General features: G+C 68.5%; 11 protein-coding genes. 8 read left to right on the top strand and 3 right to left on the bottom strand.

Annotation, left to right across the window (positions count from 1 at the left end):
* The first annotated feature begins 43 nt into the window (after nucleotides 1–43).
* The 4 genes from AC1DP3_RS08510 to AC1DP3_RS08495 all read left to right on the top strand — a co-directional run bounded on the left by AC1DP3_RS08510 (nucleotide 44) and on the right by AC1DP3_RS08495 (nucleotide 9,621).
* Nucleotides 44–3,445 (top strand): nSTAND1 domain-containing NTPase, encoded by a 3,402-nt coding sequence (locus AC1DP3_RS08510; RefSeq protein WP_477292725.1) that lies wholly within the window; start codon nucleotides 44–46, stop codon nucleotides 3,443–3,445.
* Between the two features lie 190 nt (nucleotides 3,446–3,635).
* Nucleotides 3,636–7,067, top strand: coding sequence for an nSTAND1 domain-containing NTPase (locus AC1DP3_RS08505; RefSeq protein WP_477292724.1), 3,432 nt, complete (start codon nucleotides 3,636–3,638; stop codon nucleotides 7,065–7,067).
* A 9-nt stretch (nucleotides 7,068–7,076) separates the two neighbouring features.
* Complete coding sequence (locus AC1DP3_RS08500; protein ID WP_477292723.1) at nucleotides 7,077–7,982, top strand: phosphodiesterase; 906 nt, start codon at nucleotides 7,077–7,079, stop codon at nucleotides 7,980–7,982.
* A gap of 136 nt (nucleotides 7,983–8,118) precedes the next feature.
* Complete coding sequence (locus tag AC1DP3_RS08495; protein ID WP_477292722.1) at nucleotides 8,119–9,621, top strand: aspartate ammonia-lyase; 1,503 nt, start codon at nucleotides 8,119–8,121, stop codon at nucleotides 9,619–9,621.
* Nucleotides 9,622–9,650: 29 nt separating this feature from the next.
* Here AC1DP3_RS08495 and AC1DP3_RS08490 read toward each other — a convergent pair whose 3' ends face one another.
* Nucleotides 9,651–10,517, bottom strand: a complete 867-nt coding sequence (locus AC1DP3_RS08490; protein WP_477292721.1) for a fumarylacetoacetate hydrolase family protein — start codon at nucleotides 10,515–10,517, stop codon at nucleotides 9,651–9,653.
* A gap of 41 nt (nucleotides 10,518–10,558) precedes the next feature.
* On the opposite strand from AC1DP3_RS08490, the gene AC1DP3_RS08485 reads away from it, so the two are divergent.
* Nucleotides 10,559–11,785 carry a PrsW family intramembrane metalloprotease gene (locus AC1DP3_RS08485; protein WP_477292720.1) on the top strand — a complete coding sequence of 409 codons (1,227 nt, stop codon included), beginning with the start codon at nucleotides 10,559–10,561 and terminating at the stop codon, nucleotides 11,783–11,785.
* A 550-nt stretch (nucleotides 11,786–12,335) separates the two neighbouring features.
* Nucleotides 12,336–12,704, top strand: coding sequence for an FKBP-type peptidyl-prolyl cis-trans isomerase (locus AC1DP3_RS08480; protein WP_477292719.1), 369 nt, complete (start codon nucleotides 12,336–12,338; stop codon nucleotides 12,702–12,704).
* A gap of 62 nt (nucleotides 12,705–12,766) precedes the next feature.
* Here AC1DP3_RS08480 and AC1DP3_RS08475 read toward each other — a convergent pair whose 3' ends face one another.
* Nucleotides 12,767–13,777 (bottom strand): DMT family transporter, encoded by a 1,011-nt coding sequence (locus tag AC1DP3_RS08475; protein WP_477292718.1) that lies wholly within the window; start codon nucleotides 13,775–13,777, stop codon nucleotides 12,767–12,769.
* A 202-nt stretch (nucleotides 13,778–13,979) separates the two neighbouring features.
* On the opposite strand from AC1DP3_RS08475, the gene AC1DP3_RS08470 reads away from it, so the two are divergent.
* Nucleotides 13,980–14,546 (top strand): YceI family protein, encoded by a 567-nt coding sequence (locus tag AC1DP3_RS08470; protein WP_477292717.1) that lies wholly within the window; start codon nucleotides 13,980–13,982, stop codon nucleotides 14,544–14,546.
* A gap of 193 nt (nucleotides 14,547–14,739) precedes the next feature.
* Complete coding sequence (gene rpsO / locus AC1DP3_RS08465; protein ID WP_019180606.1) at nucleotides 14,740–15,009, top strand: 30S ribosomal protein S15; 270 nt, start codon at nucleotides 14,740–14,742, stop codon at nucleotides 15,007–15,009.
* A gap of 456 nt (nucleotides 15,010–15,465) precedes the next feature.
* On the opposite strand, the gene AC1DP3_RS08460 is transcribed toward rpsO, so the two are convergent.
* On the bottom strand, nucleotides 15,466–16,491 hold the full coding sequence (locus AC1DP3_RS08460; protein WP_477292716.1) for an isopenicillin N synthase family dioxygenase: 1,026 nt from the start codon (nucleotides 16,489–16,491) through the stop codon (nucleotides 15,466–15,468).
* Nucleotides 16,492–16,575 lie beyond the last annotated feature (84 nt).

Genomic DNA, 16,575 nt, shown 5'->3' with positions numbered 1-16,575 from the left:
CGGTCCGCTTGACCCCACCTGGGTTCGGTCCCACGATGTGCACATGGACGTGTGTGTTCTGGGGACACTGACGGTCGACCAAGGTCGGATCGTGCCCGCTCCGCGGGATCGTGTCGTGCTGAGCGCGCTGGTCGTGCGCGTCGGAAAGCCGGTGTCGGTCGATTCCCTCGCGTCCGCGCTGTGGGCCGGTGCACCGCCGGTCTCGTCGACGAAGGTCATCCTCGGCTGCATCATGCGGCTGAGACGGCTGATGTCGCCCGCGAGCATCGAGACGACTCCGATGGGATACGTCCTGGTTCCCGACGGAGTCGACCTCGACACCGACCGGTTCGAACGGCTCATCGGGCGAGGGTGCCAGCTTCTCGAAGTCGGCGAGCCCGATCGCGCCGTGCACGCCCTCGGGGAGGCGCTGGCGATGTGGCGCGGAGAGCCCTTCGCCGAACTCAGCGGCTGGGGGCCCGCACGCACTGAGGGGTCGAGGCTGAACGAGATGCGACTCGCGGCGGAGGAGTCGCTGCTGGAGGCGCGTCTGCAGTCGGGCGACGTCGGGGCAGCGGCCGCCGAGGCGGGGGCCAGGGTCGATGCAGCACCACTGCGCGAGCGTCGGTGGGTGCTCCTGGGCCTGGCGCAGTATCGGCAGGGTCGGCAGGCGGATGCACTGGCCGCCGTACGTCGTGGACGTGAGCTTCTCGCCGCCGATCTCGGGCTCGACCCCAGCGCCGAGCTGGCGGCTCTCGAGAGGGCGATGCTCCTCCAGGATCCCGAACTGGACTTCTCGGTCCCGGTTCGCGCAGCCAGTGCACAGTGCCCGTACTTCGGGCTCCCTCCCGCCGGGGTGGACGACGCGGAGCGCTTCTTCGGGCGCGAGGAAGAGGTGCGGCAGGGCTTGGAGGCGCTCGACCGGCACGGCGTGCTCCTGGTCTCCGGGTCGTCCGGGGTGGGAAAATCCTCATTCGTCAGGGCGGGGCTCGCGGCGCAGTTCGCCGCGCGCGGCAGGCGCGTGACCGTGATGACGCCGGGTGAGCACCCGGTCGAGGCCATCCGCGAGCTCGTTCAGCACGACAGCGAGTCTCTGGTGGTGGTCGATCAGTGCGAGCAGGCGTTCGCAAACGAGGACCCCGAGCAGACCAGGCAGTTCTTCGTGGAACTCGGCCGACTGGTCTTTCGTGGAACGGTGGTGATGACGATCCGGGCAGATCGGCTGGGGGATCTCGCCGACCACCACGGGTTTGCCGGGCTCATCCAGTCGCATCTGCTGATGCTGGGACCCCTGTCGGACGACGGGCTGAGGGCGGTCATCCAGAACCCCGCCCAGCAGACCGGACTCATTCTGGAACCCGGTCTCGTGGAGATCCTCATACGTGATGCCGACGGGCGGAATCTGCCGCTCCTCTCGCACGCGCTGCGCCAGGTCTGGCAGCGCCGAGAAGGACGGGTCCTGACCGTCGACGGCTACGTCGCCGCGGGCGAGATCCGCGGCGCGGTGTCGCAGTCTGCGGAAGAGATGTTCKGCGACCTCTCCGATGGCGACGCGCTCCTGGCGCGCGACATCCTTCTCCGGCTCGTCGAGCCGTCACCGGGGGAGGGACTGATCTCCCAGCGGGTCGAGCGGGCTTTCGTCGAGATCGATGATGCGCACGCGGCAGTGGCCGGCCGTCTGGTGGATGCACGGCTGGTGACGAGCGATGCGGAGTCGTTCCAACTGGCTCACGAGGCCCTCGCCCGGGAGTGGCCACGTCTGCGCGAATGGCTCGCGGAGGACGTCGAGGGCCAGCGGATCATGCGGCATCTGAACTCCGCGGCGGCTGCATGGGAGGAGATGGCGCGGCCCGACAGCGAGCTCTATCGCGGCGGCCGGCTCAGCACGGCCGTCCAATGGAGGGATTCGGCCCGGCCGGTGCTCGCCCCTGTCGAGCGGGCATTCCTGGATGCCTCCGTCCAGCGTGAGACGGCGGACCTCGAAGCGACGCGCCATCAGCTTCAGCGCGAGCGGCGCTCTGTCCGGCGACTGCGGTGGCTGGCCGGAGCGACCGCAGCGCTCGCGTTCGTGGCCATCGCCGCCGGTGGCCTTGCCGCCGTGCAGGTCTCCGAGCTCAACAAGCAGGCGGTGAGGGACGACGCGCGTCGTGTCGCCGCGCTCTCTGCCGCGGAGCCGGAGTATGACCACGCCCTTCTCCTTGCGGTGGAGGCCGTCCGCCTCTGGGACGCGCCCACGACGAGAAGGGCAGTGCTGGATGTCATGGGCCGGAGCCCGCGGATGGTGAGCGTGGCTCGGCTCAGCGACGGCATGGGCATCGAGACCATGATGCTCGGTGTGGACGACTCCACCGCGCTGGTGATCGACGACTCGATCCAGGCGAGGGTCTTCGACCTCGACCGCCGAGTGCAGGTCGCGCAGGCAGAAGTGGGCGGAAAGATCGTCCTTGACGCCGCGGAGGGCCCGGACGGGCAGATCGCACTCAGTGTCATGCACGGAGACTGCGGGCGCGGCGGGTGGTGCGATTCCCCCGATCTGCGCACGTTCGACTTGGGCGGCGTCGAGACCCGCGCGCTCGCCTTTCCCGCGTTCGCGGCTGAGGTCCTCGATATCGAGTACACAGCCGATCAGTCGCTGGCAGCGGTGATCGCGCCTCTTCCCGAGACGGCATCAGGGCCGAACATCGCGCTCTGGCGGGTGGCGGCGCCGAACGAGCCTCTCTTGCTGCACCTTCCCCACGCCGGGACGAATCCCGGGCCGCCGAGTTGGGCGGGGTCGTTCGGACGCGTGCGGTTCTCGCCCGACGGCACCCGGCTGTATGCGAGCGGTTTCGGTCCCACGGCCGTCTTCGACACTGCCACCGGCGCACTGCTCGACGAGATCGAAGGCGACGGGCTGCTCGCCGTAGGTCCCGACGGGCATTCGCTCCTGCTGCGAGAGGGCCGGCTGGCGGCGCGCATCGTCGACCTTGCGGATCCGGCTCGCTCGCATGTGCTCGAGATGACCGCTTCCGTCGTGGACGGCGCATTCAGTCCCGACGGCGAGCACATCGCCACCGCCGCAGGCGAGCAAGCGTGGGTCTGGGGCGCAGCAACGGGAAAGCTCGAGGAGACGCTCGATGGCCATCGCGACGTCGTCCGGGCCCTGGTGTTCCGTTCGACAGGAGAACTGGTGACGGCGGGCAAGGATGGTGCCATCTTCACCTGGGCGCTGGATGATTGGACAGCTTCGTTCCGCGAATGGATTCGGGACGTGAGCGACTTCACGACGCCGGAAGACGATCGCACCCTCATCTATGAACTTCCGAACGGCAGGCGCGAAGCGGTCTCAGCCGACCCCGACATCTGGCTTGAGCGGGCGTGCCCGATCGCGGGACGTGGTCTGACCGAGGAGGAGTGGAAGGACGTCTTCGCCGACCGCCCCTACGACCCGGCCTGCGAGGCGGAGTCGTCGGCGGCATCCCAATAGGATCGCCGCGGCGACCCGGCATCCACCATCTGCCTCCACCGCGAGACGGATGCCGGCGCTCGGAGCCGGGATCGTCTCACCAGGGCGCGCACGGCGGGTCGACACCACCCGGACAGCGGTGGGCGGAGCCTGATATCAGCCCGATATCGGTGCCCTTGACGCGGGTCGCCTTCGGTCGCACAGTGTGCACATGGACGTGCGCGTTCTGGGGACGCTGACGGTCGACAATGGTCGGATCGCTCCTGCCCCGCGCGACCGGCTTGTGCTGGGCGCCCTCGTGGCACGTCTGGGCCAGTCGGTCTCGGTCGAGTCTCTCGCCACGGCCTTGTGGGGCGACGACCTTCCCGCTTCCTGGACGAAGGTGATTCCCGGGTGCATCATGCGACTCCGTCGCGTGATCGCGCCTGCGTCGATCGAGACCGCCCCGCTGGGGTACCGGCTCGTCGCGGACGGGGTGGAGATCGACGCGGTGGAGTTCGAGCGACTGGTGGCGCGGGGGTCCGAGCTGCTCGAGCTGGCGGAGCCCGACCGTGCCGTGCACGCGTTCTCGGCAGCTCTGGCGCTCTGGCGCGGCCAGCCGTTCGCCGAGCTGTCCGATTGGGAGCCGGCGCGGATCGAGTCGTTTCGGCTGGACGAGATCCGCCTTGCCGCCGAAGAGTCCCTGCTGGAAGCGAAGCTGCAGTCGGGTGATCTGCGCGACGCGGCCGCTCACGCGCGTGCCAGGGTGGCCGAAGCACCGCTGCGCGAGCGCCGATGGGTGATCCTCGGTCTCGCGCAGTATCGACAGGGGAGACAGGCTGACGCGCTGGCTACCGTGCGCCGCGGGCGCGAGCTCCTCGCCGCGGAACTGGGTCTGGACCCCTGCGCCGCGCTCGCCGCGCTCGAACAGGCCATCCTTCATCAGGATCGGGACCTGCAGTCGTCCACCGTCTTCCGAGCAGCGAGCGCCGAGTGTCCGTATTTCGGTCTCCCGCCTGCGGGAGTCGACGAGGGCGAGCGCTACTTCGGCCGCGAGGCGGAACTGGACCGCGGATTGCAGGAACTCGAGCGGCATGGAGTGCTCATCGTCTCGGGATCCTCGGGAGTGGGCAAATCGTCATTCGTCCGGGCAGGGATTGCGGCGCGCTTCGCCGCCCGCGGCAGGCGAGTGACGGTCTTCACCCCCGGCGAGCGCCCCGTGCAGGCCCTTCGCGAGATCGTCGAGCACGACGCGGAGTCGCTGCTGATCGTCGACCAGTGCGAGCAGGCGTTCGCCAACGATGACGCGGACGAGACGAGGCAGTTCTTCCAGGACGTGGGGAGGACGATCTTCCGAGGCGCGCTGGTCATGGTGATCCGGGCGGATCGACTCGGGGATCTCGCCGAGCAGGACGGGTTCGCCGGACTCATCGAGTCGCATCTGCTGATGCTCGGACCCCTCTCGGAGGAGGGGCTGCGTGCGGTGATCGAGAAGCCCGCGCTGCGGGCAGGACTCATCCTCGAACCCGGTCTCGTGGAGATCCTCATCCGAGACGCGGACGGGCGGAATCTGCCGCTGCTCTCGCACGCGCTCAGGCAGGTCTGGCATCGCCGCGAGGGACGGGTGCTGAGCGTCGACGGCTACCGGTCCTCCGGCGAGATCGACGGTGCAGTGGCTCAGACCGCGGAGGAGGTGTACGCGGAACTGTCGGAGGAAGGCGGCCGACAGGCGCGCGACATCCTGCTGCGCCTCGTCGAGCCGTCGGACGGTGGCGGGGTGATCTGCCAACGGGTGAATCGCGGATTTGTCGCGGTGGACGATGCTCACGCGCGGGTCGCCGACCGACTCGTCGACGCGCGCCTGGTCACCAGCGATGAGAAGTCGTTCCAGCTGGCGCACGAAGCTGTAGCCCGCGAGTGGCCTCGTTTGCGGGAGTGGCTGGCGGATGACGTCGAAGGTCAGCGGATCATGCGGCACCTCAACGCCGCCGCCAACGCGTGGGATGCGATGGGGCGGCCCGACAGCGAGCTCTACCGGGGTGCGCGGCTGAGCGCGAGCGCGTATTGGCGCGAATCGGCGCGGCCCGTCCTCGCCGCCGTCGAAGCCGCGTTCGTGGATGCCGCGATCGAACGGGAGGCGGCCGATCTCGCCTCGACCCAGCATCAGCTGCAACAGGAGAGGCGATCGGTGAGGCGCTTGCGCTGGCTTGCCGGCACAGCTGCTTCGCTTGCCGTGGTCGCGCTCGCGGCAGGCACCCTCGCAGCCTTCCAGGTCGTTGCAGCGGATGAGCAGGCAGTGGTCGAGGACGCCCGTCGCGTGGTCGCGCTCGCCGGCGCAGAGCCCCAATATGAGCGCGCACTGCTGCTCTCGTTGGAGGCCATCCATCTCTGGGACGCGCCGACGACGCGCCGGGCGCTCCTGGATCTCATGGGACGGAGTCCTCGGATCGAAAGCGTCACACGCACGAGCGGGGGCGTGGGCGTGCAGCAGATGTCGATCGCCCCCGGCGGCACGATCGCCGTCGTCGTCGACCAGGATCTGGACGCCCGACTCATAGACGTCGTCCAGCGCGCCCAGGTCGGCGAGTACGCATACGAAGACGACGGGACATCGAGCGCCAAGTTCGAGGGCGACGTCGTCCTCGACGCCGCCGCTGCCCCCGACGGCCGGATCGCACTCAGCGTCATGGAGAATCCGTGCGCGCCCGATGGATCGTGCGGCATCACCTCGTTCCGTTCGCTGGATCTCAATGATCCCCAGCATGGCGAGATCACCTTCTCGGGGTTCGACACCTATGCCATCGACATCGAGTTCTCACCCGACCAGTCGCTGGCGGCGGCGATCGCACCGCTCCCTTACATCGACGGAACCTGGAATGTCGCGATCTGGCGCGTGGCGGCTCCCGATGAGCCCATCCTGCTGTACCTCCCGGACGCGGGGACGAACCCGGGAGCCGCCAACTGGGCGAACGCGTTCGGACGAGTGAGGTTCTCTCCCGACGGCTCACGTCTCTACGCCAGCGGCTATGGCCCGACCGCCGTCTTCGACACCCAGACCGGCGCCCTCGTCGGCGAACTGGGCGGTGACGGAATCCTCGCCGTCAGCCCGGACGGGGGGTCCGTGCTCCTGCGTGATGGTCGCCAAGCGGTCCGAATCGTCCCGCTGGAAGATCAGGATGATGGAATCCCCCTCGAGATGGCGGTCGATGTCGTGGACGGCTCGTTCAGCCCCGACGGCACAACCGTGGTCACCACCGGCGGCGATGGGGCGTCGGTGTGGCTGGCGCCCAATGGAGCTTTTCAGGAGACCCTGCAAGGGCACGCAGGTCAGGTCATGAGCGCAGCGTTCCTTCCGACCGGAGAACTCGTGACGGCAGGCACCGATGGCGCGCTGATCACCTGGGCGCTCGGTGACTGGAGCAGATCCTTCCGCCACTGGAAAAGAACCGGGAACGAAGTCATGGTCCCGCGGGATGACCGCACGCTCGTGTCCGAGCTGGCGGATGGGACCTTGCTGGGCATCGCGGCCGACCCGCAGATCTGGCTGGAGCGAGCGTGCGCCATCGCCGGTCGCACTCTCAACGAGGAGGAGTGGCGGGCCGTCTTCGGAGGCAGGCCCTATGACCCCGCCTGTCAGCCCGGCTCGTTCGCGGCATCCCCATAGACTCGGCGCATGGACGCGGMATCCGTGCAGTTCGGTCAGCACCCGCCCGCTCGGCGCACGATTCTGCATCTGAGCGACACGCACCTGCTGGCGGGCAACCAGCCCCTCGGCGGGCGCTACGACACCGCGGCGAACCTCGGTCGCACGCTCGAGGCCGTCGAGCGGATCTCCATCCGCCCGGATGCGATCGTCTTCACGGGCGACTTGACCGACCTGGGCGAACCGGACGCCTACGCGGCGCTGAGGGCGACTGTCGATCCTGTGGCGGAGCGGCTCGGCGCCCCCGTCATCTGGGTCGCGGGCAATCATGACGAGCGGCCCGCGCTTCGGCAGGACCTTCTGGCTCTCGAACCCACGCAAGACCCGGTGACGAGCGTCCACGACCTCGGCGGCCTCCGCCTGGTCGTCCTCGACACGTCGGTGCCCGGCTGGCACCACGGCGACCTCGACGAGGAGCAGCTCGATTGGCTCGCCGGCGTCCTGTCGACGCCCGCGCCGCTCGGGACCCTGCTGGCCATGCATCATCCTCCGATCCCCAGCCACATCCCGCTCTTCGACATCCTCGAGCTGCGGAACCAGCCGCGGCTCGCCGAGATCGTGCGCGGCTCGGACGTGCGGGGCATCCTGGCCGGTCACCTCCACTACTCCACCAGTGGCACGTTCGCCGGCATCCCGGTCAGCGTCGCCGCCGCCACCTGCTACACGATGAACCTGGCTCGCCCCGCGGCAGAGGTGAACGGCATGGACGCGGGGCAGTCCTTCCATCTCGTGCACGTGTACGACGAGACGATCACACACGCCGTCGTGCCCGTCGTCGATGCGGCGACGAACGACTACTTCTCTGAGGAGTGGGTGGAGCGGATGTCGCTCCTCACGCCCGAGGAGCGCCTGGAGGAGTTCTCTCGCAAGCGCTGAGGTCGCCCCTCGCTGTACGCGGCGGCGACCAGGTCGACGGAGGGTCGCCATGATGGCCAATCGGCCTCGGAAACACCCTGGGTAGGCTCGAGGTACCCCCTCACACCGCAGTGATCGACCCACAAGGACGGCCCCCATGGCTCAGGACGCAACGCCGCGAACCCGCACAGAGACCGATTCCCTGGGATCCCTCGAGATCCCCGCCGACGCGTACTGGGGCATCCACACCGCCCGCGCGCTGGACAACTTCCCGATCTCTCGCCGGCCCATCTCGGTCTATGCCGACCTCGTCAAGGCGCTCGCGATGGTCAAGCAGGCCTCCGCTCGCGCCAACCGCGAGATCGGGGCGCTGGACGAGGAGCGCGCAGACCTGATCGATCGCGCGTCTCAGCTCGTCATCGACGGCAGGTTCCACGACCAGTTCGTCGTGGGCGTCATCCAGGGCGGCGCGGGCACATCGACGAACATGAACGCGAACGAGGTCATCACCAACATCGCGCTCGAGCTCGCCGGCCGACCGAAGGGCGACTACGGATACCTGTCGCCGATCGATCACACCAACCGCAGTCAGTCCACCAACGACGTGTATCCGACCGCCATCAAGGTGGGGCTGAGCCTCGACCTCCGCTCGCTCCTCGAAGAGCTCGATCTGCTGCGGAGATCGTTCCTCGCGAAGGCGGTCGAGTTCCATGACGTGCTGAAGATCGGACGCACCCAGCTGCAGGACGCCGTTCCGATGACCCTGGGGCAGGAGTTCCACGGCTTCGCGAGCACCCTCGGCTACGACTACCAGCGGCTGAGGGAGAACGCCTACCTCCTGTACGAGGTCAACATGGGCGCCACTGCCATCGGCACCGGCATCACGACGCACCGTGATTACGCCGCCGCGGTGGTGCGGCATCTCCGCGAGATCTCGGGTCTCGACCTCGCGACCGCCGCCGACCTCGTCGAGTCCACCAGCGACACCGGGTCGTTCATGTCGTTCTCGGCATCGCTCAAGCGCAACGCCATCAAGCTGTCGAAGATCTGCAACGACCTGCGACTGCTGTCGTCGGGTCCGCAGGCCGGGTTCGGCGAGATCAACCTGCCTGCCCGGCAGGCGGGCTCGTCCATCATGCCGGGCAAGGTCAACCCCGTGATCCCCGAGGTCGTGAACCAGGTCGCCTTCGCGGTGGCCGGCGCCGACCTCACCGTCACCATGGCGGTCGAGGGCGGGCAGCTGCAGCTGAACGCGTTCGAGCCCGTGATCGCGCACTCGATCTTCCAGTCGATCACCTGGATGCGTCGTGCCATGCGCACGCTGCGAATCAACTGCGTCGACGGCATCACCGCCAACCGGGAACGGCTGGGAGCCATGGTGGGGTCGTCCGTCGGCGTGATCACCGCGCTCACGCCGTTCATCGGCTACGCGGCGGCCGCGGCCCTCGCCAAGACCGCCCTCCTCACCGGGCGCAACGTCGCCGACCTCGTGATCGAGGCGGGCCTGATGTCGCCGGACGAGGTCGCCAAGCAGCTCTCGCCAGCACGCCTCTCCGGACTCGAGACCGTCACCGCGGCGATCCCCATCGTCGGTGCCGGCGTCGACGTCGAGGACGAGCGCCAGGCTCTGCAAGAGCAGGCCGGCGCAGGGACCGCATGACAACGGTGGATTGCTGAGCGCCTGGAGCTTCAGTCCAGGATGCGGCAGTGCGTCGTGAGCTGCCCGATGCCGTCGATGCCGACTGTCACCGTCGAACGGTCCCGCAGAAACACCTGCGGGTCCCGCGAGTAGCCTGCGCCGCCCGGGCTTCCGGTCGAGATGAGCGTCCCCGGCAGCAGGGTCGCAGACTTCGACAGGTGCGAGATGAGGGTGCCGACAGGGCGCACCATCTGCGCTGTCGACGCATCCTGCAGCGTGTGGCCGTCCAGGACGGTCCAGATGTGGAGGTCCTGCGGATCGGGCACCTCGTCYGCGGTGACAACGAACGGTCCGGTCGGGGTGAAGCCGTCGAACGACTTGCAGCGCGACCACTGGGCCTCGGAGTACTGGATGTCTCGCGCCGTGATGTCGTTGACCACGGTGTAGCCCCACACATGCGACAGCGCGTCCTCGGGCGAGACGTCCTTGGCGGGGCGTCCGATGATGACGCCGAGCTCGGCTTCATAGTCCACCGATTCGCTGAGCGAGCGCGGCCACGAGATCGTCGCCTCGTGGGAGGTCAGCGAATTCGGCCAGAGGACGAAGACGGTGGGCGTGGAATCTGTTTTGAGGCCGAGCTCGCTGGAGTGGGCGGCGTAGTTGAGGCCGATCGCGAGGATCACCGGGGGAGTGAGCAGGGCCGACGCGAAGGAGAGCTCTCCGAGCGGACGCCCGGACTCGGCGCCGGCCGCGGCATTCCGCACCTGCTCGAGCAGATCGTCCCCTCCGGCGATGAGCTCCTCGAGAACGCGGGGGGCACCAGGGAAGAGCTCCGAGACGAGGAAGGCCTCATCGTCCTTGATGACGGCGAGGCGCGGTTCGTCGGACCCCGGCCGGGTCACATGGGCGAAGCGCATCCTTCCACGCTACAGGGGCGGTGGATCTCTAGGCTGTGTGCATGACCATCCCGGGGCCCGACCAGTATGACCAGAACCCCGTCGGCGGAGCCGGCGGATTCCCCTCTCCGCTGGCACAGCAGCCGGGCCTCACACCGCCCGCGCCGATCTCTCCGACCGTGTCGCAGGTGCCGCTGCAGGCGCAGCCTCCCCGCCGATCCGGACGCAGCGCGCCGATCTGGATCGGKGGCATCCTCGTCCTCCTGCTCATCGCCCTGGTGGGGTACTTCCTCGAGTTCATCRGCACCGGGGCATCGTTCCTCGGGGCGATCCTCGCGCTCATCCCGCTCGCCGGCGTGCTCTTCGCGATTCGCCTGGTCGATCGCTGGGAGCCGGAGCCCCGGGGGCTCGTCGCGTTCGCGCTCGCGTGGGGAGCCATCGCCGCGGTGGCGATCGCGCTCCTCGTCGACCTCGGACTCTCCGTCGTCTTCGGCAGTCCGGACACCTACGCGGCCGAGGTGTTCAGCACGGTCGTGCGGGCGCCGATCGTCGAAGAGTTCGCCAAGGGACTCGGCATCCTGATCATCTACGCCACCGCGCGAAGGGCCATCGACGGCCCGGTCGACGGCATCGTGTACGGCGCGCTGATCGGTGCGGGCTTCGCCTTCACCGAGAACATCCAGTACTTCGCGATCAGCTATCTCGAGGGTGGGGTCGGGCAGACGTCCGTGACCTTCTTCGTGCGAGGGATCATGTCGCCGTTCGCGCACGTGATGTTCACCAGCGTCACCGGGTTCGCGCTCGGTCTTGCTGCGCGACGGGGGGCGACGACCCGGCAGGCGATCGGACCCTGGATGCTGGGCCTCGCGGGCGCCATCGCGCTCCACGCCTTCTGGAACGGCTCCGCGCTGTTCACGGACTTCTTCTCGGTGTACCTGATCCTGCAGGTGCCCCTCTTCATCCTGTTCACCATCGGGGTGCTGGCGCTCCGCCGTGAGGAATCGCGACTCACGCGGGTGCGGCTGGGGGAGTACGCCGCGGCGGGCTGGTTCACGCCGCAGGAGGTCGACATGCTCGCCACGCCCGCCGGTCGCCGCACGGGCCTCGCGTGGGCGAAGACACTGCAGGGCGATCGCACGCCGATCATGAAGGGGTTCATCGCGGATGCCACGTCACTGGCGATGGCGCGGCAGCGCGCGGTGACGGGGCGCGATCCGCAGGCCCTCGACGACGAGCGCGAACTCCTCGCGAAGACGGCAGCGGCGCGGGCCGCCCTGCTGTCGATCTAGCGAGGCGGGAGATTTCGATACGCGGCGCCTCCGGCGGCGCTACTCAATCTTGACCCGAGCCGCGTCAACGCGGGCTGCGCTCGCATTGACCCGGAACCGGGGAGATTTCGATACGCGGCGCCTTCGGCGGCGCTACTCAATCTTGCTCCGGCTCGCATCAACGCGGGCTGCGCTCGCATTGATCCGAGCATGGGAGATTTCGATACGCGGCGCCTCCGGCGGCGCTACTCAATCTTGACCCGAGCCGCGTCAACGCGGGCTGCGCTCGCATTGACCCGAGAATGGGAGATTTCGATACGCGGCGCCTTCGGCGGCGCTACTCAATCTTGCTCCGGCTCGCATCAACGCGGGCTGCGCTCGCATTGATCCGAGCCGCAGCAAAAACTCAGCGCTCGGTGTCCGCGGCGATGCCTGCGTGACTACCGAGCGCTGAGCTGGTCTTGAGCCCAGCGTGTCAAACAGCGTGCCGCCGGTCAAGACCTATATCCCCGAGGTCGCCTCGGATGTCGCTCGCGTTGAATCTCTTCACGCCGTCGGGTTGGATGGAGGAATGACTGATGACCGCACCAAGCCCGACATCGATGCGCCTACCGGCCCCGCCCCCACCGACCTCGTCATCCGCGACCTGATCGTCGGAGAAGGCGCCGAGGCGAAGCCCGGCGACACCGTGACCGTCCACTACGCGGGCGTCGAGTACGAGACGGGCGAAGAGTTCGATTCGTCCTGGAACCGGGGAGAGAGCATCCAGTTCCCGCTCCGCGGTCTCATCCAGGGCTGGCAGGACGGCATCCCGGGGATGAAGGTCGGCGGACGCCGCGAGCTCGTCATCCCGCCGCACCTGGCCTACGGGCCGGCCGGTGGCCACTTCCTCGGCGGGAAGACCCTGATCTTCGTCATCGACCTCATCTCGGTCGGCTGACCCCGAGCCTGACGGCACGAAAGAATCGCGCGGGGGCGGATGCTGCGGCATCCGCCCCCTTGTCATGTCTGCGCGGCTCGGTTGGGGGTGGCGGATACCGGCGGAGGTGCGGCCACATCAGCCGGCGGTGCGGCGGGTTGAGTGCGCCGGCGAAGGCGGTCCTGCGCGAGCAGGATACCGAGGAAGACGATGAGCGCGCCGAGGGGCTCGTTCCAGCCGAGGTGCTCGCCGAGCACGATCACTCCGAGCAGCACTCCGACGAGCGGCGTGATGTACGTCACCGTGGAGGCGCGGGTCGGGCCCCATGCCCGGACGGTGTTCTGGTTCCAGATGTAGGCCACACCGGTGCCTAGGCATCCGAGCAGCAGAATGCTCACGACGATCCACGGATCGAGCGTCACCGGCGTGAGGGCGACGGCGGGCGTGAGCAGCACCATGATGGCGGCCGCGATGCCGATGTTCAGGAAGGAGAACATCAGCGCGCTCATGCCCGTGTCGGAGACGAATCTGCGCATGTAGGCGAGGCTGAAGCCGTAGCACGCGGTCGCTGCCAGGATCGCGAACTGGGCGATGAGGCTCTGCGACAGATCGAGTCCCTGCCAAGGCGCGATGATCACGACGACGCCGAGGATGCCCAGGGCGATGCCGGCCAGCTGGGCCGCCTTGACCCTCTCGACGCGGAAGAGCAGTCCCGCCATCACGGCCGTCATGAGCGGCGTGGTGGCGTTGTAGATGCTCGCGAGCCCGGAGGTCACGTGCTGCTGCGCCCACGAGAACAGGAGGAAGGGCGCCACGCAGAAGGTGATCGCGAGCACCGTCATATGACCCCACACCCGGATGCGCCGGGGAAGCGGCTCGCGGCGGACGAGGACGAACAGCCCGAGCGTCAGCGCGCCCAGCACGAGACGCGACCAGACGACTTGGGCGGGGGAGAGCCCGCCGAGCGCCACTTTCATGAAGAGGAAGCTCGAGCCCCAGATGATGCCGGTCAGCACGAATGCGACGGCGACCGCCACCCGGGACGACCGGGCGGCTGCGGCGTTCGAGGTGGTGCGAGKAGCGGTCGATGTCACGACGCGACTCTAAGCCCGGGCCCGACCGTGTGAGGCACGGGCCGGATGCCACGTCCGAAATCCGCCGAACTGTGGCTGTCAGAGGGGGCCGGGGGCGGCATCCCAGAATCTTTTATATTCATGGGAATAGATCAGCCCCGCCGCGCTGTTTCCACTCCTAAGCCGCCGGCGCTGCGCCGGCCCCCACACGTAAGGACTGACTATGACCGACACCGCCTCGACCATCACCGTTCCGGGTTACCGCGCGGGCACCTGGGTGCTCGACCCCTCGCACAGCGAGGTCGGCTTCAGCGTCCGCCACATGATGATCTCCAAGGTGCGCGGGCACTTCGCGATGAAGAGCGCCACCCTGATCGCTCCCGAGAACCCGCTCGAGGCCAAGGTCGAGGCGCACGTCGACGCCACTTCGCTGGACACGAAGGACGAGGGGCGCGACGGCCACCTCCGCTCCGCTGACTTCTTCGACGTCGAGACCTACCCGTCCATCGACTTCGTCTCGACCGGCGTCCGCATCGAGGACGGCGACTTCCTGGTCGACGGCGACCTGACCATCCGCGGCATCACCAAGCCCGTCACGTTCGACTTCGACTTCGGCGGCTTCGGCGCCGACCCGTGGGGCAACTACAAGGCCGGCGCGACCGCCAAGACGGTCATCAACCGTGAGGACTTCGGCCTCACCTGGAACGCCGCGCTCGAGACCGGTGGCGTGCTCGTCGGCAAGGACGTCACCATCACGCTCGACCTGCAGGGCGCGCTCCAGCAGGACTGACGACAGCAGGCGAAAGAGCGKATGCCCGACGGGTGTCCGCTCTTTCGCCGTCGCGGCAACCGTCAGGCGGGGAGGAACGTCCGCCCCAGTGCTGGTAGACTCTTGAGGTTGCCGTTTGATCGGCCGCGGATAAAGAGAGCCCTTCGCATCAGGCGTCGGGCGCCGCGCAATGAACAGGAAGGGGATCCCATCTATGCCACTCGAATCTGACGCCAAGAAGGCGATCATCGAAGAGTACGCGACGCACCCCGGTGACACCGGATCCCCCGAGGTGCAGGTCGCGATGCTGACGCAGCGCATCAAGGACCTCACAGAGCACCTGAAGGAGCACAAGCACGACCACCACTCGCGTCGTGGTCTGTTCCTGATGGTCGGTCAGCGCCGTCGTCTGCTCGGCTACCTCCAGGACATCGACATCGCGCGCTACCGCTCGCTGATCGAGCGTCTCGGACTCCGCCGCTAGTCGCAGCCAGCGTTCAATCGCTTTCCGAAGGCCGTCCCACGGTGTGGGGCGGCCTTCGTCGTTCCCGCTGCCCGTCCGTCCGACCGCGCCCCGCGATCCTGCGGTCCTTGCCGGCGCGACCGCGGCCCGGTCCCCATAGCCCGGCCCCCATGGCCCGGTCGCCGCAGCTCCCGCTGCGGGCGGCCGAGACCACCGAGTCTGCCCGAGACCACTCGTTTAGGCGCCACAATGCAGGTGGTTTCGGTGAGGGTCGGTGGGTTCGGTGAGAGTCGGCGAGCGAGGTCAGAGAACGGATTCGGCGGGCCCGCGAGGTCGCCCCCCGGTCCCGCCGCGGACCGTCGCTCGCCGCCCTCGCCCAGACCACCGAGTTCGCCCGAGACCACACGCCTAGGCGCCACAATCCAGGTGGTTTCGGTGAGAGGCGGTGGTCTCGGGGGCAGTCGGCGAGCGAGGTGGTCAGAGAACGGATGCCGAGGCCCGCGCCGCGAGCAGGTCGGCGTGGTGGATCTCGGCCACGTCGGGGTGCGCCCGCAGGCGCGACTTGAGGGCGTTCCGGCCGTAGAGCGAGTGGATCGGGTTCGCCGGGTCCTGCGTCACGCCCCGGGCCTCCGCCGCCAGTTGGGCTGGCAGCTCGATGATGGGCAGCTGCGTGTCGAGAGCCGGGTTGAAGAAGAAGGGCACCGAGATGCGGTCCTCGGGGTAGCGCGGCGAGATCACGCGGTGATTCGTCGCGATGAGATAGCCCTGGGTCGCGTATTCGAGCAGCTCGCCGATGTTGACCACGAACGCACCGGGAACCGAGGGGGCATCCACCCACTCGCCGTCGCGCTGCACCTGCAGGCCGCCCTTGCCGGGCTCGACCCACAGGAGGGTCAGAACGCCCGAGTCCTTGTGCGCTCCGACCCCCTGCTGGGGAGTCGGATCGTCCTTGCCCGGGTAGCGGACGATCTTGATGAGCGTCGAGGGCTCGCCGAAGTGGTCGTCGAAGTAGGACTCATCAGCACCCAGTGCCAGGGCCCAGGCGCGCAGCAGCCGCCGCGCGACGATCGAGAGCTGCGCGTGCCATTCTGCGATCACGGGACGAAGCTCGGGCTGCGCCTCCGGCCAGAGGTTGGGGCCGATGAGCCGTGAGAAGTCCGGCGCATCGGGGTCGGTGATCGCCGCCCGCTCGGGTCCGATGTCGATCTGCTCGCGCCAGTCGACCTTCCCCTGCGTGCGCTCGCCCCCGATGCGCGTGTACCCGCGGAAGTGGGGGCTCTTGATGTTCTCTATGGCGAGCTTGTCCTCCTCCGGGAGTGCGAAGAAGTCGCGGGCCGCCGTGTGGAGGCGTGCTTCCAGGGCGGCGCTGATGCCCGTGCCCGTCAGGTAGAAGAACCCCACGTCATGAGTGGCGGAGCGGAGGTCGTCGCGGAATCGCGCAGCTTCGTCCGGGCCGGCGTCGAGCCGTGACAGGTCGAGGATCGGAAGGTTCAGCTCGCTCATGGTGACGAGGCTAGGCGGGGAGCGGCATCCGGTCGCGAATGTTGCCGAGCGTTACCCCGGCACCCGATGTCCGCACGCGAACAC

The organism is Microbacterium sp. P5_B6, assembly GCF_056400345.1.
This window is presented reverse-complemented; position numbering and strand designations above follow the sequence as displayed.